The sequence below is a fragment of the Microbacterium tumbae genome (assembly GCF_054780175.1).
In genome coordinates, this window is sequence record NZ_BAAGWV010000001.1 from 714,196 (window position 1) to 737,963 (window position 23,768).

General features: G+C 71.3%; 26 protein-coding genes. 14 read left to right on the plus strand and 12 right to left on the minus strand.

What is annotated here, in order from left to right; genetic code table 11:
• Positions 1 to 4: 4 nt before the first annotated feature.
• Complete coding sequence (locus ACYVGQ_RS03370) at positions 5 to 1,195, minus strand: mandelate racemase/muconate lactonizing enzyme family protein (protein ID WP_460783109.1); 1,191 nt, start codon at positions 1,193 to 1,195, stop codon at positions 5 to 7.
• A gap of 293 nt (positions 1,196 to 1,488) precedes the next feature.
• Here ACYVGQ_RS03370 and ACYVGQ_RS03375 point away from each other — a divergent pair, with 293 nt between their 5' ends.
• From ACYVGQ_RS03375 to ACYVGQ_RS03395, 5 genes are read left to right on the plus strand one after another with little or no spacing between them, the layout of a single operon-like run.
• On the plus strand, positions 1,489 to 3,237 hold the full coding sequence (locus ACYVGQ_RS03375; protein WP_460783110.1) for a dihydroxyacetone kinase family protein: 1,749 nt from the start codon (positions 1,489 to 1,491) through the stop codon (positions 3,235 to 3,237).
• A 3-nt stretch (positions 3,238 to 3,240) separates the two neighbouring features.
• Positions 3,241 to 3,723: a ribose-5-phosphate isomerase gene (locus tag ACYVGQ_RS03380; RefSeq protein WP_460783111.1), complete on the plus strand. Its 483-nt coding sequence runs from the start codon at positions 3,241 to 3,243 to the stop codon at positions 3,721 to 3,723.
• A complete protein-coding gene (locus ACYVGQ_RS03385) occupies positions 3,720 to 4,490 on the plus strand; it encodes a triose-phosphate isomerase family protein (RefSeq protein WP_460783112.1) in 771 nt (256 codons plus the stop codon). The genes ACYVGQ_RS03380 and ACYVGQ_RS03385 overlap by 4 nt, the downstream gene beginning before the upstream one ends.
• Before the next feature lie 58 nt (positions 4,491 to 4,548).
• Positions 4,549 to 5,424, plus strand: coding sequence for a DeoR/GlpR family DNA-binding transcription regulator (locus ACYVGQ_RS03390; protein ID WP_460783113.1), 876 nt, complete (start codon positions 4,549 to 4,551; stop codon positions 5,422 to 5,424).
• A 58-nt stretch (positions 5,425 to 5,482) separates the two neighbouring features.
• On the plus strand, positions 5,483 to 6,151 hold the full coding sequence (locus ACYVGQ_RS03395; protein ID WP_460783114.1) for an HAD hydrolase-like protein: 669 nt from the start codon (positions 5,483 to 5,485) through the stop codon (positions 6,149 to 6,151).
• Between the two features lie 307 nt (positions 6,152 to 6,458).
• Here the strand turns inward: ACYVGQ_RS03395 and ACYVGQ_RS03400 are convergent, their stop codons facing one another.
• On the minus strand, positions 6,459 to 6,665 hold the full coding sequence (locus ACYVGQ_RS03400; protein WP_110555044.1) for a cold-shock protein: 207 nt from the start codon (positions 6,663 to 6,665) through the stop codon (positions 6,459 to 6,461).
• A gap of 741 nt (positions 6,666 to 7,406) precedes the next feature.
• On the opposite strand from ACYVGQ_RS03400, the gene ACYVGQ_RS03405 reads away from it, so the two are divergent.
• Positions 7,407 to 7,580, plus strand: a complete 174-nt coding sequence (locus tag ACYVGQ_RS03405) for a CsbD family protein (RefSeq protein ID WP_460783115.1) — start codon at positions 7,407 to 7,409, stop codon at positions 7,578 to 7,580.
• 67 nt (positions 7,581 to 7,647) lie between these two features.
• A complete protein-coding gene (locus ACYVGQ_RS03410) occupies positions 7,648 to 8,646 on the plus strand; it encodes a carboxylate-amine ligase (protein ID WP_460783116.1) in 999 nt (332 codons plus the stop codon).
• A gap of 9 nt (positions 8,647 to 8,655) precedes the next feature.
• On the opposite strand, the gene ACYVGQ_RS03415 is transcribed toward ACYVGQ_RS03410, so the two are convergent.
• Positions 8,656 to 9,216 carry a small multidrug efflux protein gene (locus ACYVGQ_RS03415; RefSeq protein WP_460783117.1) on the minus strand — a complete coding sequence of 187 codons (561 nt, stop codon included), beginning with the start codon at positions 9,214 to 9,216 and terminating at the stop codon, positions 8,656 to 8,658.
• A gap of 156 nt (positions 9,217 to 9,372) precedes the next feature.
• On the opposite strand from ACYVGQ_RS03415, the gene ACYVGQ_RS03420 reads away from it, so the two are divergent.
• The 4 genes from ACYVGQ_RS03420 to ACYVGQ_RS03435 all read left to right on the plus strand — a co-directional run bounded on the left by ACYVGQ_RS03420 (position 9,373) and on the right by ACYVGQ_RS03435 (position 14,109).
• Entirely contained in the window at positions 9,373 to 10,581 is a 1,209-nt protein-coding gene (locus tag ACYVGQ_RS03420; RefSeq protein ID WP_460783118.1) for a sensor histidine kinase, read from the plus strand.
• On the plus strand, positions 10,578 to 11,180 hold the full coding sequence (locus tag ACYVGQ_RS03425) for a response regulator (protein WP_460783119.1): 603 nt from the start codon (positions 10,578 to 10,580) through the stop codon (positions 11,178 to 11,180). The genes ACYVGQ_RS03420 and ACYVGQ_RS03425 overlap by 4 nt, the downstream gene beginning before the upstream one ends.
• A gap of 78 nt (positions 11,181 to 11,258) precedes the next feature.
• Positions 11,259 to 13,097, plus strand: a complete 1,839-nt coding sequence (locus ACYVGQ_RS03430) for a substrate-binding and vWA domain-containing protein (RefSeq protein ID WP_460783120.1) — start codon at positions 11,259 to 11,261, stop codon at positions 13,095 to 13,097.
• Between the two features lie 13 nt (positions 13,098 to 13,110).
• Positions 13,111 to 14,109 carry a hypothetical protein gene (locus ACYVGQ_RS03435; RefSeq protein ID WP_460783121.1) on the plus strand — a complete coding sequence of 333 codons (999 nt, stop codon included), beginning with the start codon at positions 13,111 to 13,113 and terminating at the stop codon, positions 14,107 to 14,109.
• Between the two features lie 249 nt (positions 14,110 to 14,358).
• Here the strand turns inward: ACYVGQ_RS03435 and ACYVGQ_RS03440 are convergent, their stop codons facing one another.
• Complete coding sequence (locus ACYVGQ_RS03440; protein ID WP_460783122.1) at positions 14,359 to 15,075, minus strand: VIT1/CCC1 transporter family protein; 717 nt, start codon at positions 15,073 to 15,075, stop codon at positions 14,359 to 14,361.
• A gap of 126 nt (positions 15,076 to 15,201) precedes the next feature.
• Here ACYVGQ_RS03440 and ACYVGQ_RS03445 point away from each other — a divergent pair, with 126 nt between their 5' ends.
• Positions 15,202 to 15,708 (plus strand): sigma-70 family RNA polymerase sigma factor, encoded by a 507-nt coding sequence (locus ACYVGQ_RS03445; protein WP_460783123.1) that lies wholly within the window; start codon positions 15,202 to 15,204, stop codon positions 15,706 to 15,708.
• On the plus strand, positions 15,705 to 16,397 hold the full coding sequence (locus tag ACYVGQ_RS03450; protein ID WP_460783124.1) for an anti-sigma factor: 693 nt from the start codon (positions 15,705 to 15,707) through the stop codon (positions 16,395 to 16,397). Before ACYVGQ_RS03445 ends, ACYVGQ_RS03450 begins: the two co-directional genes overlap by 4 nt.
• 46 nt (positions 16,398 to 16,443) lie before the next feature.
• Here the strand turns inward: ACYVGQ_RS03450 and ACYVGQ_RS03455 are convergent, their stop codons facing one another.
• From ACYVGQ_RS03455 to ACYVGQ_RS03485, 7 genes are all read right to left on the minus strand, one after another.
• Positions 16,444 to 16,839, minus strand: coding sequence for a hypothetical protein (locus ACYVGQ_RS03455; RefSeq protein WP_460783125.1), 396 nt, complete (start codon positions 16,837 to 16,839; stop codon positions 16,444 to 16,446).
• A gap of 73 nt (positions 16,840 to 16,912) precedes the next feature.
• The gene (locus ACYVGQ_RS03460; RefSeq protein ID WP_460783126.1) at positions 16,913 to 17,638 is read right to left on the minus strand and encodes a RibD family protein; all 726 of its coding nucleotides are present in this window, start codon (positions 17,636 to 17,638) and stop codon (positions 16,913 to 16,915) included.
• The gene (locus ACYVGQ_RS03465) at positions 17,520 to 18,575 is read right to left on the minus strand and encodes a lysylphosphatidylglycerol synthase transmembrane domain-containing protein (protein WP_460783127.1); all 1,056 of its coding nucleotides are present in this window, start codon (positions 18,573 to 18,575) and stop codon (positions 17,520 to 17,522) included. The genes ACYVGQ_RS03460 and ACYVGQ_RS03465 overlap by 119 nt, the downstream gene beginning before the upstream one ends.
• Positions 18,572 to 19,390, minus strand: a complete 819-nt coding sequence (locus ACYVGQ_RS03470; RefSeq protein ID WP_460783128.1) for an SAM-dependent methyltransferase — start codon at positions 19,388 to 19,390, stop codon at positions 18,572 to 18,574. Before ACYVGQ_RS03470 ends, ACYVGQ_RS03465 begins: the two co-directional genes overlap by 4 nt.
• Positions 19,387 to 20,442, minus strand: a complete 1,056-nt coding sequence (locus ACYVGQ_RS03475; protein ID WP_460783129.1) for a glycosyltransferase family 4 protein — start codon at positions 20,440 to 20,442, stop codon at positions 19,387 to 19,389. The genes ACYVGQ_RS03470 and ACYVGQ_RS03475 overlap by 4 nt, the downstream gene beginning before the upstream one ends.
• The gene (locus tag ACYVGQ_RS03480) at positions 20,439 to 20,837 is read right to left on the minus strand and encodes a 6-pyruvoyl trahydropterin synthase family protein (RefSeq protein ID WP_460783130.1); all 399 of its coding nucleotides are present in this window, start codon (positions 20,835 to 20,837) and stop codon (positions 20,439 to 20,441) included. The genes ACYVGQ_RS03475 and ACYVGQ_RS03480 overlap by 4 nt, the downstream gene beginning before the upstream one ends.
• Entirely contained in the window at positions 20,822 to 21,814 is a 993-nt protein-coding gene (locus tag ACYVGQ_RS03485; RefSeq protein WP_460783131.1) for a zinc-dependent alcohol dehydrogenase, read from the minus strand. Before ACYVGQ_RS03485 ends, ACYVGQ_RS03480 begins: the two co-directional genes overlap by 16 nt.
• Positions 21,815 to 21,927: 113 nt before the next feature.
• Between ACYVGQ_RS03485 and ACYVGQ_RS03490 the strand changes: the two genes are divergently transcribed.
• Positions 21,928 to 22,632 carry a CDP-alcohol phosphatidyltransferase family protein gene (locus tag ACYVGQ_RS03490; protein WP_460783132.1) on the plus strand — a complete coding sequence of 235 codons (705 nt, stop codon included), beginning with the start codon at positions 21,928 to 21,930 and terminating at the stop codon, positions 22,630 to 22,632.
• A 12-nt stretch (positions 22,633 to 22,644) separates the two neighbouring features.
• On the opposite strand, the gene ACYVGQ_RS03495 is transcribed toward ACYVGQ_RS03490, so the two are convergent.
• Positions 22,645 to 23,559 (minus strand): endonuclease/exonuclease/phosphatase family protein, encoded by a 915-nt coding sequence (locus tag ACYVGQ_RS03495; protein ID WP_460783133.1) that lies wholly within the window; start codon positions 23,557 to 23,559, stop codon positions 22,645 to 22,647.
• Between the last annotated feature and the right edge of the window lie 209 nt (positions 23,560 to 23,768).

Below are 23,768 nucleotides of genomic sequence, written 5' to 3' on the forward strand. Positions count from 1 at the left end.
TCGTTCAGTACGCGGTGGGGGTCCTGGCGTACTGGAAGGCGTGCTCTGGGCCGACCCGCCAGCGGCGGGCGCGCTCCTCGTCGAGATCGGCTCCGAGACCGGGGCGCCCGTTGGGGCGCATCCGGCCGTCGCGCCAGTCCAGCGGCGGGTCGATGAGCTCGGCGTAGGTGCCCTCGTACCGCCCGTTACCCTCCATCACCACGAGGTTGGGGACCGAGAGCGCGAAGTGCAGGGACGCAGCGGCCACCAGCGGCCCGCCGAAGACGTGCGGCGTCACCTGCCGGTTGTTCGCCTCGGCGAGGGCAGCGATCTTCTTGGACTCCAGCAGCCCGCCGACCTGGGTGACGTCGAGGTTGAAGATCGACGCGGCGTCGTGACGGATGAGGCGGGCGAACTCCGCCTTGCTCGTGAGCCGCTCGCCCGCCGCGATCGGTGTGCGGGTGCCGCGCGCGACGACCGCCATCTCCTCCGCGAGCTGCGGCGGAACCGGCTCCTCGAACCAGAGCAGGTCGAACCGTTCGATCCGCTTCGCCACCCGCAGGGCGCCGGATGCGGTGAACTGGCCGTGGGTGCCGAGCATGACATCGGCCCGCGAGCCCACGGCCGCGCGGACGGCGGCCACGAGCGACTCGGTCTTGTCGAGCAGCTCCAGCGTCGGCTGGACGGGGACGAACTGGCCCGCGAGCGAGTCACCGCTGGTCAGCAGCGGGAAGGGGTCCAGCTTGAGACCGGTGAACCCCTCGTCGACGAGCTCGGCGGCTCTCCGTCCCACAGCCTCGGGGTCGGCCCAGAAGGCGTCGGACGACGCGGCATCCGAAGGCGGGTTCAGATAGGTGTACATCCGCACCGACTCGCGCATCCTGCCGCCGAGCAGGTCGTGCACCGGGACGCCCAGGCTCTTCCCCCGGATGTCCCAGAGGGCGATCTCGAGGGCGCTGAGGATCGCGGCCTTGGTCAGGTCGCCGGTGTGCGAGTAATGGCTGTTGTGCACGCGGTGGAAGAAGGACTCGATGTCCTGCGCGGGCCGCCCGACCAAGAAGTCCGCGACCATCGCCTCGATCTGCTTCTCGAGGACGAGGGGCGGCGAGAACACCGACGAGGGGAAGACCTCGCCGTACCCCGAGATCCCCTCGTCCGTGTCCAGGCGGACGAAGACCCAGACGGGGCCGCCCACCTCCGGCGTCGGGTTCGCCACCGGGAAGACCTCGCACCCTGTTACCCGCATGTCCCTGCCTCTCCATTGTGGGATGACCACTCATTTATGAGCTGTGCCGATCTCACCACATCTCTCATATGTCACGCAAGTCCGAGTATCCGATTCGATCATCTCGATACAAGAAATCCCTGTTTTTCCGCGATTTTCTCGAGATTTCGCCGTGACGGCGAGGCTCTCATATGCGAGATCTCATGTTGACATGTGTGACGCTTTCATGCTTGTGTGACTTCACACGCATCCCGCCTGCGACGGCGACGAGAGGAGCATCCGCAATGACCTTCCTGGTGAACGAGCCGGCCCGGTTCGCCGCACAGGCCGTGGACGGCCTCGTCGCCGCGCATCCCGGACGGATCGTCCGCACGCCAGGAGGCGTCATGCGCGCAGGAGCCGGCGTCCGGGGCGAGGTCGCGATCGTCACAGGGGGCGGGGCGGGGCACTACCCCGCCTTCGGCGGCCTCGTCGGGCGCGGGCTCGCCCACGCGGCTGCCCTCGGCGACGTCTTCGCCTCCCCGTCAGCGCGGCAGATCCTCGACGTGGCACGGGCGGCGCACCGGGGCGGCGGCGTGCTTCTCGTCTTCGGCAACTACGCCGGCGACGTGCTGAACTTCGAGCGCGCGGCCGAGCTGCTCCGCGCCGACGGCATCGCGTGCGCGACGATCGCCGTCGCCGACGACGTCGCGAGCGCGCCGGTCGAGCATCGCGACCGCCGCCGCGGCATCGCCGGCGACGTCGTCGTCCTCAAGGTCGCGGCTGCCGTCGCCGAGTCAGGCGCTCCTCTCGCCGCGGTCCTCTCCGCCACGCAGCGCATGAACCGGTGCACCCGATCGCTCGGAGTCGCCTTCAGCGGATGCACCCTTCCCGGCGCATCCGCACCGCTGTTCACGGTGCCAGCCGGGTCGACCGCCGTGGGGATGGGCATCCACGGCGAACCCGGACTCGAGCTGATCCCCACGCCGTCGGCGGACGACCTCGCCGACCTCCTCGTGAGTCGCGTCCTGGACGATCTGGGCTCGGACGAGGACGTGCGGAATGCGCGCGTCGCCGTACTGCTCAACGGCCTCGGCGCCGTCGCGGGGGAGGAGCTGCACCTGCTGTACGGCCGCGTGCGGACGCTGCTCGACCGGCGCGGCATCACCGTCGTCGCGCCGGAGGTCGGCGAGCTGGTGACGAGCTTCGAGATGGCCGGCGCCTCGCTCACCATCGCCCTCCTCGACGAGGAGACGGAGCCGGCGTGGCTCGCGCCTGCGGATGCCGCGGCCTTCCGCAGGATGCCCGCCGCCTCGGAGACGCACGCCCAGGACGACATCGCGCCGAGCACGTCGGCCGCGCCGCAGGACCCTGCGTCCCGCGCCCGCGTCCCCGAGGCGTCCGCGGAGTCGCGCAGCGCGGCGTCCGTCGCCGTCACCGTCCTGCGCGCCGTCGAGGCGGAGCTCGAGGACGCGGCGGAGAGGCTCGGCGCGCTCGACGCCGTCGCCGGCGATGGCGATCACGGGATCGGGATGCTGCGCGGCGCACGATCGGCACGCCGCGCCTGCGAGCGCGCCGCCGCGGACGGCGCAGGACTCGGCACCGCCCTCGCGCAGGCCGGCGACGCATGGGCGGATGACGCCGGGGGCACGTCGGGGATGCTCTGGGGCCTGCTCCTGGACCGCATCGCGCGAGCCTGCGGCGACGCCGCGATCCCGCGCACCGCCGACATCGCCGCCGCGGTCTCCGACGCCGCGGACGAGATCGCTCGCCGGGGCGGGGCGCGCATCGGCGACAAGACGCTCCTGGACGTCCTCGCCCCCTTCGGCCGCGCACTCGCAGGATCGGACGGCCCGCTGCCCCTGGCCTGGTCCTTGGCGGCAGACGTCGCCGAGGCGGCGGCCGCCGCCACTGCGGACCTGCTTCCAGGGGCCGGACGGGCGCGGACCCACGCCGAACGGAGCATCGGCACGCCCGACCCGGGAGCGGTCTCGCTCGCGCTCGTCCTGCGCGTCGTCGACCGGGTCATCGATCAGACCGACGAGAAGGAGTAGGACATGGAGGACGGCCTGCACATCGTCATCGGTTCCGATGACGCAGGATACGAGTACAAGGAGGCGCTGAAAGCGGATCTCCTCGCGGACGAGCGCGTCGCGGACGTCATCGACGTGGGCGTCGATGCGGAAGGCCGAACGCCCTATCCGAGAGTCGCCGTGGAAGCCGCCGGGATGGTGCGGCGCGGCGCGGCCGACCGCGCGCTCCTGATCTGCGGAACCGGCCTCGGGATGGCGATCTCCGCCAACAAGGTGGCCGGGATCCGCGCGGTGACCGCCCATGACTCGTACTCCGTCGAACGGTCCGTGCTGAGCAACGACGCCCAGGTGCTGTGCCTCGGCCAGCGGGTGATCGGACTGCAGCTGGCCAGGCGCCTCGCCGGCGAGTGGATCGGCTACCGTTTCGACGATGCGTCGCCCTCCGGGGAGAAGGTGCGCATCCTGACGGAGCTGGAGCGCGAGAACCTCGCGCGCGACCGCGCATGAGCAGAGTGCGCCGTCCGCTGATCGGCGTGAGCCTGAAGATGTACCTGGACCACGAGCAGACGCTGGCCTGGGCGCGCAAGGCCGCAGCCGTCGCCGAGGGGCATCCCGCACTGCTCACCGGCCGGGTCTCTCTCGTCGTCTTCCCCGCGTACACCGATCTGCACGCCGTCGTGGACGTCGTCGACGGCACGCCCATCGAGGTGGGAGCTCAGGATCTGTTCTGGGAGGACTCCGGTCCCTACACCGGTGCGGTCGGCGGGCCCAGCCTGACGCAGATCGGATGCCGGTGGGTCGAGATCGGGCACGCGGAGCGCCGGCGCCTCTTCGGCGACACCGATCGGAGCGTCGCCCGCCGCGTCACCGCCGCGGTGCGCAACCGCCTCACCCCGCTGCTCTGCATCGGCGAGGAGGAGCGCGGTCGCCCGGAGGACGCGGTCACGGCGTGCATCCGTCAGCTCGATGCGGCGCTGGCGGAGACCGTGCCGGATCGCCTCGTGGTCGCCTACGAGCCGCAATGGGCGATCGGCGCCGATCGCCCGGCCCCGCCCGACCATGTGCGAGCCGTCGCGACCGCGCTCCGCGACCGACTCGACGTCCGCGGTCTCACAGACTCCCGGGTGATCTACGGCGGCACAGCCGGGCCCGGCTCGCTGGAGCGGCTCGGCGCAGAGGTGGACGGTCTCTTCCTCGGACGCCGCGCCCATGACGTCGCAGGCCTCCGCGCGGTGCTCGACGAGCTCATCGCGCGACCTCAAGCTGTAGCGTGAGCGGATACGGGCATGAATGCATGAGCCGTCATGACGAGGACTGGCGACGATGACGGCCGTGACGGTTCCCGCAGAGGACGCGACGGAAGGGGTCGATGTGGATCAGGCGCTGGATCCCCGGCAGTCTCGGCAGGCGGCGCGTCAGCGCGCCATCTCGCAGGCGGTCATGGACGAGGGCGCGATACGCATCGACGACCTCGCCGAGCGCTTCGGCATCTCGAAGATGACGGTGCACCGCGACCTCGACGACCTCCAGGAGCAGGGACTGCTCCGCAAGGCGCGAGGGATGGCGACCGTGCTCTCCACGAGCCTGGTCGAATCCAGCGATGTCTACCGGGCAGGGCTGCAGAGCGCGGAGAAGGAGGCGCTCGCCCGCGCCGTCCTCCAGCACATCGATCCCGGCGAGGCGATCTTCCTCGACGACTCCACCACCGTGATGCATCTCGCGCATCTCCTCGGTGCGCGGACGCCGCTGACCGTCATCACCAACGTGCTCACCCTCATGAACGTCCTGCATTCGGTCCGGGGGATCTCCCTGATATCCCTCGGCGGGAGCTACTACAACTGGTGCAGCGCGTTCATGGGCCGGATGACGATCGAGACCATCGCCGGCCTGCGCGCGGACACCTTCATCATGTCGACCTCGGCCGTCACCGACGACATCTGCTACCACCAGAGCGTCGACACGGTCGACACGAAGCGGGCGATGTTCGAGGCGTCGGCGCGCCGGATCCTCCTGGTGGATCACACGAAGTTCGGCAGGCGGGCGCTGCACCGGCTCGCCGCCCTCGACGAGTTCGATCTCGTGATCGTCGACTCGAAGACGGGCGCCGAGCACATCGAGCGACTGCGATCGTCAGGGATCAGGGTCGAGGTCGCCGGTGTGCCTCAGGCCGACGGCGTCCCCGATGGTTCACGCCACGCCGCGTCATAGGGTCCGCGGCCCGCTGCTCACGGCGGCTCGGGCCGCAGACGCGCCCTAGGCTGGAGTCATGCCCCGCTCCCCTTACTCCTGCGTGCTGTGGGACGTCGACGGCACGATCGTCGACGCATCCGTCGGAATCCTCCGTCGCCTCACGATCGCGCTCACCCACTTCGGCAGGCAGCCGCCCGTCCGTGAGGAGCTGACGCACTGGATAGGCCCGCCGATGTTCCAGTCGTTCCAGGACCAGGCCGGCATGACGCCCGCGGAGTCGACCGAGGCGGTCGCGTTCTACCGCACGCTCGGCAAGGCCGACGGGTACACGACGGATGCCGTCACCTACCCGGGGATCACCGATCTCATCCACGATCTGCACGCCGGCGGCGTGCCCCAGGCGACGGCCAGCTCGAAGCCGGAGGCCCAGGTCGACGCCCTCGTCGACCACTTCGGCCTGCGGCCGGACTTCCTCGCCACGGTCGGCTCGACCCCCGACGAGGCCACACTGGCGGCGAAGACCGACATCGTCGCCGAGGCGCTGCGCCGGCTGAGCGCACGGGGGGCCGACGTCTCCCGCCCTGTGCTCGTCGGCGACCGGCACCACGATGTCGAGGGCGCGATCGCGAACGGCATCCCCGTGATCTTCGTCGGATGGGGCTTCAGCGACCCGCGCGAGGGCGACGAGGCGACCTTCCGGGTCTCGTCCGTCGACGAGTTGCGATCGCTCCTGCTCCCCGCGTGATCGCGAGGGCTCGACGCCGCCATGGCGGCAGTCGGCCTGATGGCGCACCCGGCCACGGCACACGTCGCCGGCTCAATAAGGCACCTGCAGGACAGCGCGGAGGTGCCGAACTGAGCCGGCGTGAGCCTGGAGGCACGAAACTGAGCCCGTACGGGCTCGAAGGCTTACCCGTCCGAGCCGGCCGAGGCAGTGGCGGCGGATGCGGCCTGACGTGTCAGAGGCGACTTTCACCGGCCGCAAGCACAGGACTCCCCGCCGGATGCGCGGTCCTGCGCCTCCGGTCGGGGAGTCCTGTGAAGAATCGCCCTCAGAGGGGGCGGATGTTCTCGGCCTGCAGGCCCTTGGGGCCCTGCGCCACATCGAACTCGACGCGCTGGTTCTCGTCGAGCGAGCGGTAGCCGTTGGACTGGATGGCGGAGTAGTGCGCGAACACGTCGGCGCCTCCGTCGTCAGGGGAGATGAAGCCGAAGCCCTTCTCCGAGTTGAACCACTTGACCGTGCCCTGGGTGCTCATGTACTGCCTGTTCTGCTGGAAAAGAAGCCGACGCAGGAGATGCACCGACGTTGCTAACGGTAGTGGAGCAGGACCTGCGGGCAAGAGCAGGGGCAAGAAGGTAATCCAAATGTTGCATGGACGTCATACGCGCACCCGTGCGACAGGACGACGGCGCGCCTCCGGGACAAAGAGGTGGCCCCCATCGCGGGGGGAGCGATGAGGGCCAGAAGACGACCGGAGGGTGCGTCCCGTACAGCCTAACCCCAAACGAAGATTCTTGTCCCCCATTTGGGGGACATTTTTCGAAATTCGTGGGATGATGACAAGAGAGCGGCCCCCTCGAGTAGCCCATTGGGGACTGAACTACTCGAGAGGGCCCAATCGCATGCGCGGATCGTCCGGCTCTGGGGAGAACCATCGTCTTCTGGGGTAAGACGAGGACGATCGAAACCCCTTGCGCATGCACCTTCACCATAGGGGAGGATGAGCGGCCGCGTCCATGGGGGAAGACCCCGGGCCGGCCCGTGAAGGCAGGGAAAGAGGATCCTTCGGGATCGCAGGTTTCGGGAGGAGATGAGGCGCACAGCACGGATGCAGCATCCGTCGCCCCATCTCCCCCGTCACCGCGAGGCGTCGGCTCGTTCGAGGCGCCCGCGTCCTAACCGCTGCGCCGGGCCCCGTCAACCCCTTCGCGCAATCCGCGCCGGCATCCGAGAGTGGATTCACGGATCACGGATCCGCGACGAAGGGAACGGACGAATGGGAATCGCAGACAAGGCGAAGCACGCCGCAGAAGACGCCGTCGGCCACATCAAGGAGGGCGTCGGCAAGGCGACCGACAACGAGGACCTCGAGCGCGAAGGCCGGATCGATCAGGCCAAGGCCGATCTGAAGAAGGCCGGCGACGACGTCAAGGACGCGTTCGAGAAGTGACGCGATTCGGGGTCGAGGAGGAGTTCGTCCTCCTCGACCGTGCCACGCTGGCGGCTGCCCCCTGGGGGTGGCCGCCAGCGACGCGATGCGCGCGGAGCAGCTGCCCGGCACCGTCACGACGGAGTTCCTGACGTGCCAGGTGGAGCATGCGACCTCGCCCGTGGGGAGCGCCGACGAGGCGCGCGCCGAGCTCGACGGGTTCCGCAGCGCGCTCGGCAGGTTCGCGGCGGAGCACGGAGCGATCGCCGCCGGAACCGGGACGCCGTTCGGCACAGGAGAGGCCACGACCGTCTCGCCCTCCGCGCGCTACGCGCGCATCGCCGAATGGCTGGGAGACATCTCGGGCGGGCACCAGGTCAACGGCCTGCACGTGCACACCGAGATCGCGGATGAGGAGGAGCGCATCCGCGCGCTCAACCGGTTGCGCCCCTGGCTTCCCGTCCTCCTGGCGCTGAGCGGGAACGCACCCTTCTGGCACGGCCGTGAGACCGGCTACCAGAGCTGGCGGAGCGTCCTGCTGAGACGGCTGCCGACGATGGGCTGCCCACCGGTCTTCGCCGACGCGACCCACTACCGGGAGAGCGTCGACCGGCTCGTCCGACTGGGCGCGGCGCCGGACATCGCCTCCCTCGCATGGGCGGCACGGGCGTCCGACCGCTACCCGACCGTGGAGGTCCGGGTCTTCGACGCACAGCTCACCACGGACGACACGCTCCTCGTCGCGACGCTGACCCGCGCGCTGCTGGTCTCCGCGCCCGCACCGGCGCCCATCGACACGGACGCGATCGACGCGGCGCTGTGGATGGCGGCGCGCGAGGGCCTCGAGGCCGATCTGCTGAATCCCCGCACGGGAGGGGTCGAGCCCGCGACCGGCATCCTCCCCCTCCTGATGGAGACGGTGTCCGACGCGCTGCAGGATGCCGGCGACCAGGCCTTCGTCGAGGATCGTCTGCGCCGCGTGCGCACGGACGGCACCGGCGCGCAGCGCCAGCTGCGTGCGCACGCAGCTGGCGGCACGGAGGGCCTTCGCGCCCTGTTCGGCGCCGACGAGGTGATCCCGGCCTGAGCGAGGAGCTCAGCGCACCGCGCTGATGACACCGGTGACGATCAGGGTGAGCAGGGTCGTCCAGCCGACGATCGCCACCGCCTGCCAGACGAGGATGCGGACCTTGCCGACCCCTGAGGCGGCGAGCATGGTCGCGGTGAAGTGCGTCGGCAGCAGGAGCGGTCCGAGCAGGCTCACGCCGGGAACGCCGTAGCGCTCGAAGGCCCGCTGGAACTTGGCGCTGCGCGCCGCCTTGCGCTCGTTCTCGATCGGGACCTCGGCGGAGACCGGCTCGAGCGAGACGGCCGACGCGCCGCCGAACGCGGCGGCGGCCTGCGCGCGGGCCCTGCGGCGTGCGACCACGGCATCCCTCGCCCCCGCGCTCACCATGACGAGGATCGCCACGCACAGGAAGTTGCCGACGATGGCGGCGATCGCCGCGACGAGAGGATGGATGCCGCCGATGATGCCGATGGAGGCGGCGCCCTCCCCCTCGATGAAGGGCACGGCGCCGGCGAGCGCGACGATCAACGGCTGGATCAGCTCGGGAACCTGCGCCACCAGGTTCTGGAAGGTCTCGATGAGGTTCATGGTGCACTCCCGTCGGTGACCGAGACGGGCGTTCCGCTCGGTATGCCACTAGTCCACCGGCAGACGCGGGTGCGGGTAAGTGCCCCGCTGTCACCGCTTCCCGTGGAGTCGTCACGCCCCTCGGGTGACATCTGTCATGGTCCTATGGTGGATGCCATGATCCGTCCCCTCGCGTCCGGTGCCGGCGATGCGGCGCCCGTGCCTGACGGAGACCGGCGCCTCGCCCGCAGCATCACGGCGACCTGGTGGTACACGGCATCCGCCGTCGTCTTCTTCGAGCTCGCCGTCGTGGCCGCCCTGGTGGGGGTGCTGGCCGAGGGGGACGGAGACCGCCTGACGATCGCCGTCGCCGGCCTCGGCGGACTCGCATGGGTCGCCGCGACCCTCGTGCCGCTCGCCCGGTACCGTCATCGCGAGGATGCCGCAGGCCTGGGCGGCTGGCGCGTGCTCGTGCCGCCCCTGCTCCTCTGCGCCGCCTACGGAGTCACCGCCGGTCTGCTGAGCGGTCTCTGGCTCGTCCTCGCCTTCGCGATCCTCCAGCCGCTCGCCCTGCTCAACTGGCCCCGCGGCGTCCGGCTGCGTCTGGTGCTGGCGGCGACCGTGCTCCTGATCGTCGTCTGGGTCGTCGACCAGCGTTCCGCCCTGCATCCCGGCGACGCCACGGAACCCGCGACGTGGTGGGTCCTCGGATTCTTCGCCGTGACCCTGCCCGTGATCACGGTGGTCTCGCTGTGGTGGTGGGACGTCCTGATAACGCTGGACAGGGCGCGCGCCGCCGAGGCGCGTCTGGGCGCCACGCAGGAGCGGCTGCGCGTCGCCACGGACGTGCACGATCTGCAGGGGCACCACCTTCAGGTCGTCGCGCTGCAGCTCGAGCTCGCCGAGCGGCTGATGGAGAAGGACCCCGCCGCCGCGATGGAGCAGCTGCGGCTCGCGCGGAGCAGCGTCGACGAGGCCCGGCAGGGGACGCGCGACCTCGCACTGCGGTTTCGGACGGTGCCGCTCGTCGACGAGATCGCGAACGCCGTCGACCTGCTCCGGGCGGCGGGAACGGCGGCGGAGTCGACGGTGGATGCCGGGGCGGTGGATGCCCCGGCATCCGCCCTCGGCCCGGTGATCCGCGAGACGACGACCAACGCGCTGCGTCATGGCGGCGGCCGCTGGGCGCGCCTGTCGCTCCTGCGCACCGGCACGGGATGGCGCTACGAGATCGCGAACGACGCGGGCGGCGACGACCCGGCCGAGGACGGCGCGGGTCTCGAAGGGATCGCGCGGCGCGTGGCGGAGGCGGGCGGCGAGGTGCGGTTCCAGCGCGGCAGGCAGGAGTTCGCCGTCACGGTGGACGTTCCGGAGGAGAAGCCGTGATCCGGGTCCTGCTGGCGGACGACGAGGCGATGATCCGCTCCGCCCTCGCGGCGCTGCTGCGCCTGGAGGACGACATCGACGTGGTCGCCGAATGCGCCGACGGCATCGAGGCGGTGGCCGAAGCCATGCGGCTGACGCCGGACGTCTGCCTGCTCGACCTGGAGATGCCCGGCCTGGACGGCGCCGAGGTCGCGGAACGGCTGCGGCAGGCCGTGGACACGCGATGCATCGTGGTGACCAGGCACGCCCGTCCCGGCGTGCTGCGGCGAGCGCTGGCCTCCGGCGTCGCCGGGTTCCTGCCGAAGTCGCGCGGTGCGCACGAGGTGGCCGAGGTGATCCGGCGCGTCGCCGGCGGCGCCCGCTACGTCGATCCGGAGGTCGCCGCCGACGCGCTGAGCGATGAGCGCAGTCCCCTCACCGATCGTGAGCTGGACGTGCTGCGCGCCGGACGCCGCGGGGAGACGACGGGACAGATCGCCCGCGCTCTGTCCCTCGCGCCTGGCACGGTGCGCAATCACGTCTCCGCCGTGCTCGCCAAGCTCCACGTCGCGACCCGCCAGCAGGCGGTGCTGATGGCGGAGGAGCGCGGCTGGATCTGAGGGAATCCGCGTCCCACCGGACCTGCGAGTTCACCGCCGGTTGTGATCGGGAGCGCAGGAGGTCGATACCCTAGGGCCATGAACGCACGCCGAGTCCTGTCCCGTGGTTCCGCCCGTCGCCTCGCCGGCCCGATCGCCGTCGCCGCCGCGGCAGCGCTCCTGCTGTCGGGCTGCACCCCCGGCGACGAGGTCTCGACCGACGGCGGCGAGTCGGGCTTCACGGACGACGGCTGCACGCACATCACCATCGCCACCTCCTCGGAGAAGGTGAACATGCTCGACGAGCTGGCCGCGGCGTTCAAGGAGTCGCCCGAGCACGACGGACTGGACGTCTGCGCGACGGTCCGGCCGATCAACGTGTCCTCGGGGAACGCGGCGCGCTATCTGACGAGCGGGGAGGACTGGCCGAGCGACGACACCGAGCTCTGGCCGACGCTGTGGTCCCCGGCATCCACCGTCTGGACCGACCGCGTGGCGGCCGCCGCCTCCCCGAATCTGGTGGGAGAGCCGGCCTCGTTCACGCAAACCCCCGTCGTGTTCGGGATGCCGCAGCCGATGGCCGAGGCCCTCGGCTGGCCGGACGACCCCATCAGCATCACCGACCTGGAGCAGCTGTGCCAGGACCCGGAGGGCTGGGGCAGCGTCGGCAAGGACATCTGGGGCGCGTTCAAGATCTCCAAGACGAACCCGAACACCTCGACGACCGGGCTCTCGACGATCCTCATGCAGGCCTACGAGGCCTCGGGGAAGTCGGCCGATCTCACCTCCGCCGACGTCGACGCCGCCGAGGACTTCTCCCGCGTCTTCGAGGAGTGCGTCATCCACTACGGCGACACCACCGGCAACGTGCTGTCGACCCTCTACGACGAGACGCAGAACGGTGCGAGCGGATCCTCGTACGTGTCGGCCGTGGCCCTCGAGGAGACCTCGCTGCTCAACTACAACATGGGCAACCCCGACTCGCACACCGTCCAGCCCGGCGAGACGCTGACGCCGCCGAAGACGAAGCTCGTCGCGGTGTACCCCGAGGGCGGCTCGATGTGGTCGGACAACCCCGTCACGGTTCTCGGCGCCGACTGGATCACCGCCGAGCAGCGCACCGCCGGCGAGGCCTTCGCCGTGTTCCTGCAGACGAACGCCGCGCAGAGGATCCTGCCGGAGTACGGCTTCCGGCCGCTGGACGAGTCGGTGGATCTCGGCGAGCTGTTCACCGCGGAGTACGGTGTGGACCCGGCCCAGCCGGCGGTCACCCTGCCGAAGCCGGGCGTCGACGTGATCTCGACCGCGATCGACCAGTGGACCCAGGTCCGCAAGCCCTCCTCGGTGCTGGAGCTGATCGACATCTCCGGCTCCATGGACGAGCCGATCGGCGACGGCCGATCGCGACTGGACGGCGCCATCGAGGGCGCGCAGACGACGCTCGACCACTTCCGCTCCACCGATCAGATCGGCGTCTGGGCGTTCACGACCGGGGTGTCCTCGAACGCCGGGGAGGGGATCGAGGTGCTCCGGGACGTCAGCGCCCTGGGCGCCGACGGCGAGAACCTCAACTCCTCGCTCGACGACCTGCGCTACGCGCAGCGCAACGGCACCCCGCTCTACGACGCGATCCTCACCGCCTACGAGGAGATGAGCGAGCGAGCCGAACCGGGGCGGATCAACGCGATCGTCGTGCTCTCGGACGGCGAGGACACCGACTCGCGCACCTCGCTGGACTCGCTGGTCGCGCGGATCGGCACGGCCGACGGCGAGAGCGGCGACGACGCGCAGGTGCGCATCTTCCCGATCGCCTACGGCGAGGGCGCGGACTCGACGGCGCTGCAGCGGATCGCCGACGCCACCGGCGGACAGCTGTTCGACGCCTCGGACGCCGAGCGCATCGACCTGGTCTTCGCCTCCGTCATCAACAACTTCTGAGGTGGGTGCGCACATGTCCACGGCATCGGGTTCCAGCTGGGTCGACGATGCCGTCGCGGGTCTGGACGGCGAGAACGTGTACGTGTCGCCGAAGGCGGGCGTGTCCGGCGACCTCGCGGACGCGCTGAACGCCGTCGTGCCCTCGGACGGGTCGATCGCCGTGGTGGTGCTGCCGGAGGATGCGGAGCTCGCGAACTCCTATGACCTCTATCTCGTCAAAAGCATCGCCGCGAAGGCGGACCAGGACACGGTGATCCTCGCGATCGGCGACAACCTGATGGCGGACTCGGATGCCCTCGGCGACAGGGCGCTCGAGATCGCCAATGAGCACGATTCGGTGGCGGCGGGGAATCTGCAGCAGGGGCTCACGGAGACGGTCGCGCAGATCGTGGAAGAGACGCCGGATGCTCCGGTCACCGCTCCGGGCGGCGGATTCGGGATGATGCCGCTGGTGATCGGCGGTGTGGTGGTCGTCGCCGCCGCCGTCACAACCGTGGGAGTGCTGGCACGCCGCCGTCGCCGCAAGCCGGCGGAGGCAGCAGCCGGCGGGATGCCGGAGAGCATCCGGACCCGCGTGCAGCGGCTGCGCGAGCTGCGCCTCGACTACGCCGCCCTGCCTGCGCATCCCGTGGCGGTGGAGACGACCGCGGGGATCGACGCCCTCGTCTCGCACGTCGAGCAGCTGTTCGCCCGGCTGGGCGCGCGGGCCGGCGAGGATCAGACGACGCTCGCCGAGGCGGAGTACGCCGACAAGCTCGCCCGGCTCGTCGCCGCCCTCGACCGCGACTATCTGCTCGACCTGCTGACGCACCCTGAGCTGTGGGACGACCCGGACGAGCGCGTCGACGAGGTCCGCGAGGCGCTCGCCGCGCTGAGCGGGCAGATCCTCGACAACATCAAGCAGGTCAACGCCCGCAAGGCCCTGCTGTTCCAGGTCTCGATGGACTCACTCATCGGCCGCAGCGAGCTGCGCGACTGGGAGCGCGAGTTCAAGCGCAGCTCCGGCGAGTAGGCCGCTCCGGCCGTTCCGCAGGACCGTCCGGTCATTCTGCAGGACCGGCCGGTCATTCTGCAGGAGCAGCGGCCGACGGCGTGCAGCGCTCCCGGCGGATCCCCGGGTGGCTTCGCCGACCGATCCTGCACAACGGCACAGTGGTCCTGCACAACGGCACAGTGGTCCTGCACAACGGCGGCCGACGCCTCCCGCCGCCGCACGTCGGATCCGCGATCGGCGGGGCAGCCGGCCGACGACCGGTCCTGCTCAGGCCACCGTCGTCCCGAACAGCGTGCCGACGAGGTAGGTCGCGGCGAGCGCGAGCGCTCCGCCGACCACCGTGCGCAGGATCGCGCGTCCTCGGTTCGCTCCGCCGATCCACGCCGCCACATAGCCGGTGACGGCCAGGGCGATGAGGACCGTCGCGAAGGTGAGGAGGATGCGCAGCGGATGCGGCGCGAGCAGCATCGTCGCCATCGGCAGCAGGGCGCCGAGGACGAAGGCGATCGCCGACGCGAAGGCGGCGTGCCACGGGCTCACGACGTCATCCTGGTCGATGTTGAGCTCGACGGCGAGGTGGGCGGAGAGAGCGTCCTCGGCTGTGAGCTCGGTGGCCACCCGTATCGCCGTCTCGCGGGTGAGGCCCTTCGCCTCGTAGAGCCCGACGAGCTCTGCGAACTCCTCCTCCGGCTCCTCGGCGAGCTCGCGTCGCTCCTTCGCGATGAGCGCCCGCTCGGAGTCGCTCTGGCTCGACACCGACACGTACTCCCCCAGCGCCATGGAGATCGCGCCTCCGACGAGAGCGGCGGCTCCGGCGATGAGGACCGGGCCGGTCTGCGCCGTCGCGCCGGCGACGCCGACGACGACCGCGGCCGTCGAGACGATCCCGTCGTTCGCGCCGAGGACGCCGGCGCGAAGCCAGTTCAGACGCTGGGCGAGTCCCTGGCGGTGCGGCTCGTCGGGGTGCGCTCCGGGGATGGTCATGCTCGGAGTCTAGGGCCGTGATCCCCTTCGAGCCGATGCGGCACGGGAACCCCGGGGGCTCAGCGGATCCCCGGGTGAACCCCGGAGGCCATGGGCACGTTGTACCTTTCAGAGGGGGTGAACCGGATGCCGTCCTGGGATACCGAACGACTGACCGCGCTGTACGACGCCCATGCGAAGTCCGTGTGGCGCTACGTCTTCTATCTCGTGGGCGACGGCGCCGTCGCGGACGACATCATCCAGGAGACCCTCATCCGGGCCTGGCGCACCCGCCGGATCCTGGAGCAGGACCCGGAGAAGGTCCGTGCGTGGCTGTTCACCGTGGCCCGCAACCTCGTCATCGACGACGTGCGCAGCGCGCGGAGGCGGCGTGAGATCACGGTCGCCGACGTCCCCGAGCGCATGCTCACCGATCGCACCGACGCCATCCTGGACGCGCTGCTGATCCAGGAGTCGCTCGCCGACCTCACCGCGGATCACCGCGCCGTCATCGAGCTCACCTACTTCGGGGGCCGCAGCATCGTCCAGGCCGCCGCGGAGCTGGACATCGCCGAGGGCACGGTGAAGTCGCGGCTGCACTACGGACTGCGCGCGCTGCGACTCGCGCTGCAGGAGAGGGGAGTGACGCGATGATCGCCGACCACGAGCGCTTCGCGCTGTGGGACGCCGCCTACGCGGTCGGCGCCCTGTCCGCCCAGGAGCGACGCGAATACGAGGACCATCTGGCGACGTGCGAGGAGTGCCGCGGCATGATCGCGGAGATCATGCCGACCGTCGCACTGCTGTCCCGCGTCGCGCCGCATACGGGGACCGTCACGGACGTCGACGGACCCGACGCCTCGAACCGGCAGGCGATCGTCCGCCTCGCCGATCGGCGACGCCGTCGCCACCGTGCGCGGATCTGGTACTCGGGCGCAGCGGCCGGACTGCTCCTCGTCGCGGGGATCGGGATCGCCTCGGCGCTGTCCCCTGGCACCGAGGCGCCGACGCCGATGGCGAACGTGGCACAGGTCCCCCTGGAGGCGTCCGTGGTCACGGATCAGGTCGCGTGGGGGACGAGGATCGACCTCACCTGCTCGTATCCGGATGGGACCGACGGCTCCGCGCCCGCTGAGACCTGGACGTACGTGCTCGCCGTCGTGGACAAGAAGGGCGAGGCGACGACGGTCTCGTCCTGGAAGGCGAAGCCCGGCTCGACGGCGCGGCTGACGGCGGGCACCGCGCTGGATGAAAGCGAGATCCGGGCCATCGAGATCCGCAGCGCCGACGGCACCGTGCTGATGAGCGCGGCGATCGCCGACGGGGAGGGGCCTTCGACCTGAGCCGTTCCGGGGCGGCGAGGAGAGCTCCGCGCCGCCCCGAGATCCTTCAGCGACTCGCTGCTCCCGGCTGCAGCCGCGCGACGCAGAGGGCGGTCGCCACGACGCCGAGCGCCTCGACGACGAGCGACGCCACGACGAAGGGATTGCTCCACGTCTCGGTGATCCCGAACAGCCCGACCGTCAACGAGAGCAGGAGCGCCACGATGCTCGCGACGAGGAACAGCACGCTCAGAACGGCGGCCAGGCGCAGCAGCCCGCCGCGCAGCCAGACGAGCGCGACCGCGAGCACGACGCCTGCGACGCCGTTCAGGACGAACAGGGTGCCGAGGAGGCCGCCCGTGCCGGTGAGCACGAGATAGAGGTGGATGATCCCCGTCGCCGCGAGCAGGACGGCCGCGACGATGCGGAGAGGGAGGATGCTGCCGGTACGGTTCTCGTTCACGGGAGTGCCGCCTTTCGGTTCTGTTTCGGTGGGGTTATCGGGGCCAGGGGACGTGCTTCGACCACCCGGTGCGTCATCTCAGCACCGCCTGCGCGACGGCGGCGAGCGCGTCCTCACGAGCGCACCGCTCCGACAGCGCGTAGCGCAGCAGCACGACATCGCCGACCGGTCGGGCCTCGAGGAGCGCGGCCCGCCGGTGCTCGTCCCACGCGAAGCGTCCGTCCTGGACGAAGCGCGGTGCGCGCCCGTCGCCGACGAACAACGGGGCCATGACGAGCTGGAGCTCGTCGACGAGCTCACCGGCGAGGAACTGCGTGTGGATCGTGCTGCCGCCCTCGACGAGCACGCGCCGCGCGCCGCGCCGGCCGAGGTCGTCCAGCACGGCCGCCATGCTCACCTCCTCGCCGAGCGCGACGACGGTGGCGACGTGGCCGAGCGTGCGCCGGACCGCCTCTGCGACGCCGCGCGGACAGTAGACGAGCGTCGTGACGTCGTCCTTGAACATCGCGGCTCGCGGGTCGAGATCGCCCGAGGACGTGATCGTCGCCTTCCACGGAGACGCAGACGACGACCGGGCGACCCGCTCGCGACGCCGCGCCGCACTGCGCACACGAAGGCGGGGGTCGTCGCGGCGGACGGTGCGGGCGCCGACGAGGATCACGTCGCTCGCGGCGCGGAGCTCATCCACGCGGTCGAAGTCCGCCGGGTTGGAGAGCAGGAGCCGCGGCGGGGTCGCGGTGTCGATGTAGCCGTCCAGCGACAGCGCGCAGCTCAGGACCACGTAGGGACGTTCGGACAAGGTGCCTCCTTCGGACGACCGGCGCGATGCCGGCCATGACGGCGCCGGGGACGAGGGCGATGAGCGAGAGGACGCCGAAGAGGGTGGCCGTGGCTACCCCGGCGGCCGCGCCGTAGCCCGAGGCCGCGAACGCCCATGCCGCCGCCCCTTCGCGCGGCCCCCAGCCGCCCGCGTTCAGCGGAAGGGCCGCGGCGGCCAGGACGATGAGCGCCAGCGAGACCATCCGCGAGACGGGGACGTCCGCACCCACCGCCGACGCGGCGACCGCCAGCAGAGTCGCGTGGCAGGCGAGCACGACGAGCGAGGCCACGACGACGGGGACGGCCACCGCCGGCGAGCGCAGCACGGCCCGGAGTGCGCGCCCCTCGCGTGCGAGAGCATGGCGGACCGCGGGATGCAGGCAGGCCAGGGCGACGAGCGCCAGGAAGACGAGCACGCATACGGCGATGGCGGCGGCGACCGTAATCCCCGCCTCGGGGATGCCGAGCACCATCAGCACCAGCGCGATCCCGACGAGCTGGACGCTCTGACCCGCTGTGCGTTCGACGGCCACGGTGCGCGCCGCCTCCACGAGGCGGTCCGTCCGACGCCCCTCGTCGATCGCCCGGTGGACGTCGCCGAGCACGCCGCCGGGCAGCACGGAGTTCAGGAACTGCGAGCGGTAGTAGAGTCCGACCGCGGCCGGCCAGCTCAGGCCGACCCCGAATCCGCGGGAGACCGCCACCCAGCGCCAGGCGGATGCCGCGGTCGCGATCGCGCACAGGAGGACGGCGATCACGACGTCGCGCGGCGTCAGCGCGAGCAGCCCCTGCAGGAACGGCGCGGTGCCGAGGTGCAGAGCGGTCGCGAAGAGCACGGCGACGCCGATCGCCGCAGCGGTCCACCTCGACCGGAGGACCGCCGGGACGACGGTGCGGAGACCCACTCGGGACGTCATGACGGCCACGCCAGGAGATCGGTGTGCGCGACGGCGACGGTCAGCTCGCCTTCGCGCAGCTGTCGCTCGCGCAGCGGACGGTAGGCTCCCGGTCCGCGGCGCAGCGCCGGGTTCTGCTCCTCGGCCGCGTCGGCCCATCCTTCGAACCACTCGGCGAGCAGGGCGGGGTTCTCAGAGCCCAGCATCCAGACGGTGCGCGCGGTCCGCACGCTCCAGCCGGCCGGGCCGAACAGCCGGCTCGCGGCGCCGGCGCCGGACGGGCCGAGCAGGCTCCGCCCGTCGACCTCCCTGCGCTGGTGGGCGTTGAAGCCCTCCCGGTAGACCGCATCACGCGCATCGCGCGGACTCAGCCGGACCTCGCCGGTGACACTGAGCGAGAAGAACGCCGGAGCTCGCGCGCCGATGCACGCCTCGACGATCGCCGTCACCTCCGCGAGGGTGAGCACGTCGAGCAGCGCGGATGCCGTCACCAGAGACGCGCCGCGGAGCGCATCGGCGTCGAGGCGGGCGAGCTCGCCGATGCGCGTGCCGATCTCGACCGGGCGGCCATCGGCGTCGACGGGCGCCACCCCTGCGCGGGCGATCTCGGGGAGCGAGATGTTCCAGTCGTGCAGGACCCAGTGCTGCGGACCGGGGAGGCGCGGAGCGAGCCAGCGCATCATCGAGCCGGTGCCGCTGCCCAGATCGTGCACCGTCAGAGGACCGCCGGGGAGCATCCCGGCCGCCCGCTCGACGAGCTCCTGCGATCGCGCACGGGCGTCCTCCGCCTCGCGCAGCGCCAGCCAGTCGCTGCTGACCGGGATCACCTCGCTCATACCGCGACCGCCCTCCCCGCGGCGAGCGCGGCACCGCGACCCGCCTCGTCCAGGACCGCGGCGATGACCGACACCGCGCCGTCCCATCCACGGACCTCCTCGCGCGCGCGGCGCGCGCCGTCCCGCATCCGCCGGCGCAGCGACGGATCCTGCAGCCACCCGCGCAGGGCGTCGCGCAGCGCAGCGCCGTCCCCGGCGGGGATCAGGCACACGGCCTCCGAGTGCGACACGGCCTCCGGGATCCCGCCCACCCGTGTCGCGAGGACCGGTACGCCATGGGCCAGCGCCTCGGCGACGACCATGCCATAGCTCTCGGCGAGGGACGGATGCACGAGGAGATCGGCCCGCCCGTACTCCGCCTCGAGCTCTTCGCGCCGGAGCACCCCCGTGAGACGGATCCGTCCGGGGAGACCTGCCCGATCGATCGCGCGACGCACGGAGCGGACGTACTCGGGTGCGGCGGTCAGCGACCCGACGATGGTGCAGGTCCATCCCTCGACCCCGGCGAGCTCCGCGAGCGCGTCGACGAGCAGATCCTGCCCCTTGTGCGGTGCCACCACCCCCGAGCACAGCAGCCGCCCGCCGGAAGCGGAGTCCGACGTGACGGCGCCGCCTTCGGCACCCGGGCGGGCGACGAAGACGCGTTCGGGAGCGATGCCGCCGGAGGAGACGAGCATCCCGCGCGTCCACTCGCTGGTCGCGACGATGCGCTCGGCGCCGCTGAAGGCCAGGAGTTCCTCGTCTTCCTCGTCGGAACCGTCCGAGAGAGGTCCGTGCGCGAGGACGAGGAGGCGCAGACGCCTGCTCTCCGCGGCGAACGCGCGAGGCTCGGCGGACACGAGGAGCCCGTCGACGAGAACGACCGCTTCGGAGGGCATCCCTGCGAGCTCGGCGGCGAGCGCCCCTGCACGCTGCCGGAGCCGCACCGTGCGCAGCGGCACCCCGATCCGGCGCAGGCCGTCGGCGACCTGCGCGTCGTACACGTTCCCCCCGCTCACGCGGAGAGGATCGTCCATCATCTCGGGGACGAGGAAGAAGACCGGGTCCGTCATGGCGTCCTCGAATAGCTCGCCCAGGCGATGTGCGACTCGCGGAGCGTGACCGTGATGGCGTTCACGTTCTCCGCGGCGCCGAGCTCCCCTCGAGCGCGCGCATCGGCGAGACGATCCGCGATCACCCGGCAGAGGACCTCGGTCGTCGTGTTCACACCGGCGAAGGCCGGCTCCTCATCGAGGTTGCGGTAGGTCAGCCCGGCGAGGATGCCGGCCAGAGCCGCACCGGCGGCTCCGATGTCGACGACGACGCCGTCGGCATCCAGATCATCGGCCCCGAAGGCGGCGTCCACCACGAAGGTCGCGCCGTGCAGCCGCTGCGCGGGGCCGAACACCTCCCCGGTGAAGCTGTGCGCGATCATCATGTGATCGCGCACCGTCACGGTGTAGGGCATGGCTCCTCGCTCCAATCGATCGTGTGGCAGATCTCCTTCGACGTCCCGGCCGCCAGCCGCCGCGCTACTTCCGGCAGCTCCTGCCACGGAGACGATCCCGTGAGCAGCGCGTCGAAGGCCTCGTCGCGGAGGAGGTCGAGGGCGAGCGCGAGTCGCGCGTGCGTCGTACGTCGGTGCCTGCGACGCAGCGAGACCTGTCCGACCTGGCTGGATCTCAGGGAGAGACGGCGGGAATGGAAGTCGCCCCCCAGGGGCAGGGCGACGGCTCGGTCCCCGAACCAGCTCGCCACGATCACCTCGCCGTCGTCCACCGCGCTCCGGAGGGCGAACGAGAGCCCTTCCTCCGAACCGCTCGCCTCGATGACGAGATCCTGGTCCGCGAGCGTCGCATCGGGAGTCGCGAACGGAACCCCGAGCGACCGGGCGATCGTCGAACGGCCGGCATCGACGTCGACGAGAGTGACGCGGACGCCGGGGATCCGCCCGGCGAGGCGGGCGACGCAGCAGCCGATCATCCCGGCGCCGATCACGGTCACCCTGTCGCCGAGCAGGGGCGCAGCATCCCACAGGATGTTGACCGCCGTCTCGACCGCGCCGGCGAGCACCGCACGCCGCGGGGGGACGCCGTCCGGGAGGACGTGCACGGCGTCCGCCGGCACGACGAAGGCGGACTGATGGGGGAAGAGAGTGAAGACGGACGTTCCGAGGAGCTCCTGCGGCCCCTGCTCGACCACGCCGACGTTCAGATAGCCGTACTTCACCGGCGCCGGGAAGTCGCCCTCCTGGAACGGCGCCCGCATCCGCGCGTGCTCGGCGGCCGGAACACGCCCCTGGAACACCGTCGCCTCCGTCCCCCGGCTCACGGCGGTGTGGCTGGTGCGCACCAGCACCTCGCCCTGGCCGGGTTCGGCGAGCACTGCGGAGCGGAATCCGCCCTGTCCAGGACGCTCGATCCAGAACGCCGTCGCCTTCGTCATCCGTCCTGCACCCCTCCGTGAATGGATTCCGTGAATGAACCTCGATCGCGCGCGCCGCGTGTTAACAGCACGGTCGGCGTGCACGACGCGGCCGATGAGAACACGAGGTGCGGATGGGAAAGGTTCAGATCGCCGGGATCGGATGGGCGCTGGCGGGCGCACTGCCGGGCGTCGGAGCCGTCCTGCTCTGGCCGGGGGATCCGCGATTCGAGATGCCCTTCTGGGGATGGGCGGCGACCCTGTGCTACCTCGTGTGCTCGACGGCCTTCGTGCTCTTCGGCCTGCGACGTCGCGGCGCCACGACCTTCGGGGCTGCGAATGCCGTCACCGCCGTCCGCTCCGCCCTGGTCGGGGTCGTCACGGGCCTGATCGCCGCATCCTTCGCCGCCGACGTCCCGGCCGGGCTGCTGGTGGCCCTGGTGATCCCCGCGCTGGCGCTGGACGGCGTGGACGGCTGGGTGGCGCGTCGCACGGGGTCGGCGAGCGAGCTCGGCGCGCAGTTCGACATGGAGGTGGATGCCTTCCTTCTTCTCGTCTTGAGCATCCAGGTCGCGCGCGGGATGGGGGCGTGGGCGCTCGTGATCGGCCTGCTGCGCTACGCCTTCGTCGTGGCCGGGTGGCTGTGGCCGCGGCTGGACCGCCGGCTTCCGTACCGGTACTGGCGCAAGGTCGTCACCGCCTTCGCGGGGATATCCCTGGCTCTGGCGGTGTCTGAGCTGGCTCCCGTCCTCGCCGTCTTCCTCGTCGCCCTGGCCCTCGCGCTGCTGATCGAGTCCTTCGGCCGCGACGTGATCTGGCTCCTGCGCACCCCCGCGTGAGCCGCGGGGATCTCAGCGGGGCGACAGGACCGTGACCGTGGCGAGGTGATCGCTGACACCGGCCGCCCTGGTCGTGGCCGAGCTCACATCGAATCCGCGCTGGAAGACGTGATCGATCTTCACCAGCGGGAAGCGGGCCGGCCAGCTGAAGCCGAGCGAGCCGTCCGTCGGACGGACCAGTGCGAGCTCCGCGCCGATGGCGTGCAGGGCGGGGTCGGTGGTGGCGGCGTTGAAGTCGCCGAGGGCGATGAGGCGGGGGGCGTCGTCGGCGCGCACCGCATCCGCCAGCTCGCTGAGCATCCCGTCGCGCGCGGACTGCGCGCCGGGGCGGACGGAGGCGGCGTGGACGAGGTAGAGACGGATGTCGCCGGCCGGCGCCTGCACGGTGACGCGGAGCGCGCGATTCCAGCCGAGGCCGAGCCCGAGCGGCTCTCCGGAGGTCAGCGGATAGCGGCTCCAGACGCCCACCGTGCCGACGGCGTAGGAGTGCGGGTACTGCTCGGAGAGCGCCTGACCGGCGGCGTCCCTGCTCGCGGCGTCCAGCTCGGTGAGGGTGATGACGTCTGGGCCTCCGGCCATGAGATCGTTCGCCGACGCCTCGCCGCCGGACTGGGCCCGCACGTTCTGGCTGACGATCGTGAGGGCGGAATCGCCCGAGGATCCGGGGAACGCGGGGAAGGCCGGCGCCACCGCGACGAGGAAGAGGACGACGGCGAGCGCGGTCGCGATCGCCGCGCGGGGGAGGACGACGAGCGTCACCAGGGCGATCAGGATCGCGAGGACCCCGAGCAGCGGGAGCACGACGGACACGCCGGTGCCGAGCGGACCGGGCGTCCAGCCGATCACGATGACGAGGGCGAGGAGGATGCTGAGGACGACGAGCACCCCCGCCGTCCGGCGGCGCGTCCTGCTGGTCCGTCGAGTCACTGCTGTCCGTTCATGCGACTCCCATCCTGGCGGACTCCGGCTGTGGACTCGCCGATACGGCGGGAACGGATCAGGCCCCCCTGAGGAGGGGATTCTGAGATCCTGCCCGCGTTCACGCTGCTCATTCCGGAGTTACGCGGCCCTTATCCGCACACGCTGCCGAAAACCACGCAGCGCGGGCACAGAACAGCAGCGCAACGCGCGAGACA

Excerpts from the sequence above, each read along its gene's own strand:
- ACYVGQ_RS03375 (WP_460783110.1), top strand. The coding sequence starts at position 1,489 with ATGACCTTCCTGGTGAACGAGCCGGCCCGGTTCGCCGCACAGGCCGTG.
- ACYVGQ_RS03380 (WP_460783111.1), top strand. The coding sequence starts at position 3,241 with ATGGAGGACGGCCTGCACATCGTCATCGGTTCCGATGACGCAGGATAC.
- ACYVGQ_RS03385 (WP_460783112.1), top strand. The coding sequence starts at position 3,720 with ATGAGCAGAGTGCGCCGTCCGCTGATCGGCGTGAGCCTGAAGATGTAC.
- ACYVGQ_RS03395 (WP_460783114.1), top strand. The coding sequence starts at position 5,483 with ATGCCCCGCTCCCCTTACTCCTGCGTGCTGTGGGACGTCGACGGCACG.
- ACYVGQ_RS03400 (WP_110555044.1), bottom strand. The coding sequence starts at position 6,665 with ATGAGCACCCAGGGCACGGTCAAGTGGTTCAACTCGGAGAAGGGCTTC.
- ACYVGQ_RS03405 (WP_460783115.1), top strand. The coding sequence starts at position 7,407 with ATGGGAATCGCAGACAAGGCGAAGCACGCCGCAGAAGACGCCGTCGGC.
- ACYVGQ_RS03415 (WP_460783117.1), bottom strand. The coding sequence starts at position 9,216 with ATGAACCTCATCGAGACCTTCCAGAACCTGGTGGCGCAGGTTCCCGAG.
- ACYVGQ_RS03420 (WP_460783118.1), top strand. The coding sequence starts at position 9,373 with ATGATCCGTCCCCTCGCGTCCGGTGCCGGCGATGCGGCGCCCGTGCCT.
- ACYVGQ_RS03430 (WP_460783120.1), top strand. The coding sequence starts at position 11,259 with ATGAACGCACGCCGAGTCCTGTCCCGTGGTTCCGCCCGTCGCCTCGCC.
- ACYVGQ_RS03435 (WP_460783121.1), top strand. The coding sequence starts at position 13,111 with ATGTCCACGGCATCGGGTTCCAGCTGGGTCGACGATGCCGTCGCGGGT.
- ACYVGQ_RS03440 (WP_460783122.1), bottom strand. The coding sequence starts at position 15,075 with ATGACCATCCCCGGAGCGCACCCCGACGAGCCGCACCGCCAGGGACTC.
- ACYVGQ_RS03445 (WP_460783123.1), top strand. The coding sequence starts at position 15,202 with ATGCCGTCCTGGGATACCGAACGACTGACCGCGCTGTACGACGCCCAT.
- ACYVGQ_RS03450 (WP_460783124.1), top strand. The coding sequence starts at position 15,705 with ATGATCGCCGACCACGAGCGCTTCGCGCTGTGGGACGCCGCCTACGCG.
- ACYVGQ_RS03465 (WP_460783127.1), bottom strand. The coding sequence starts at position 18,575 with ATGACGTCCCGAGTGGGTCTCCGCACCGTCGTCCCGGCGGTCCTCCGG.
- ACYVGQ_RS03470 (WP_460783128.1), bottom strand. The coding sequence starts at position 19,390 with ATGAGCGAGGTGATCCCGGTCAGCAGCGACTGGCTGGCGCTGCGCGAG.
- ACYVGQ_RS03475 (WP_460783129.1), bottom strand. The coding sequence starts at position 20,442 with ATGACGGACCCGGTCTTCTTCCTCGTCCCCGAGATGATGGACGATCCT.
- ACYVGQ_RS03480 (WP_460783130.1), bottom strand. The coding sequence starts at position 20,837 with ATGCCCTACACCGTGACGGTGCGCGATCACATGATGATCGCGCACAGC.
- ACYVGQ_RS03485 (WP_460783131.1), bottom strand. The coding sequence starts at position 21,814 with ATGACGAAGGCGACGGCGTTCTGGATCGAGCGTCCTGGACAGGGCGGA.
- ACYVGQ_RS03490 (WP_460783132.1), top strand. The coding sequence starts at position 21,928 with ATGGGAAAGGTTCAGATCGCCGGGATCGGATGGGCGCTGGCGGGCGCA.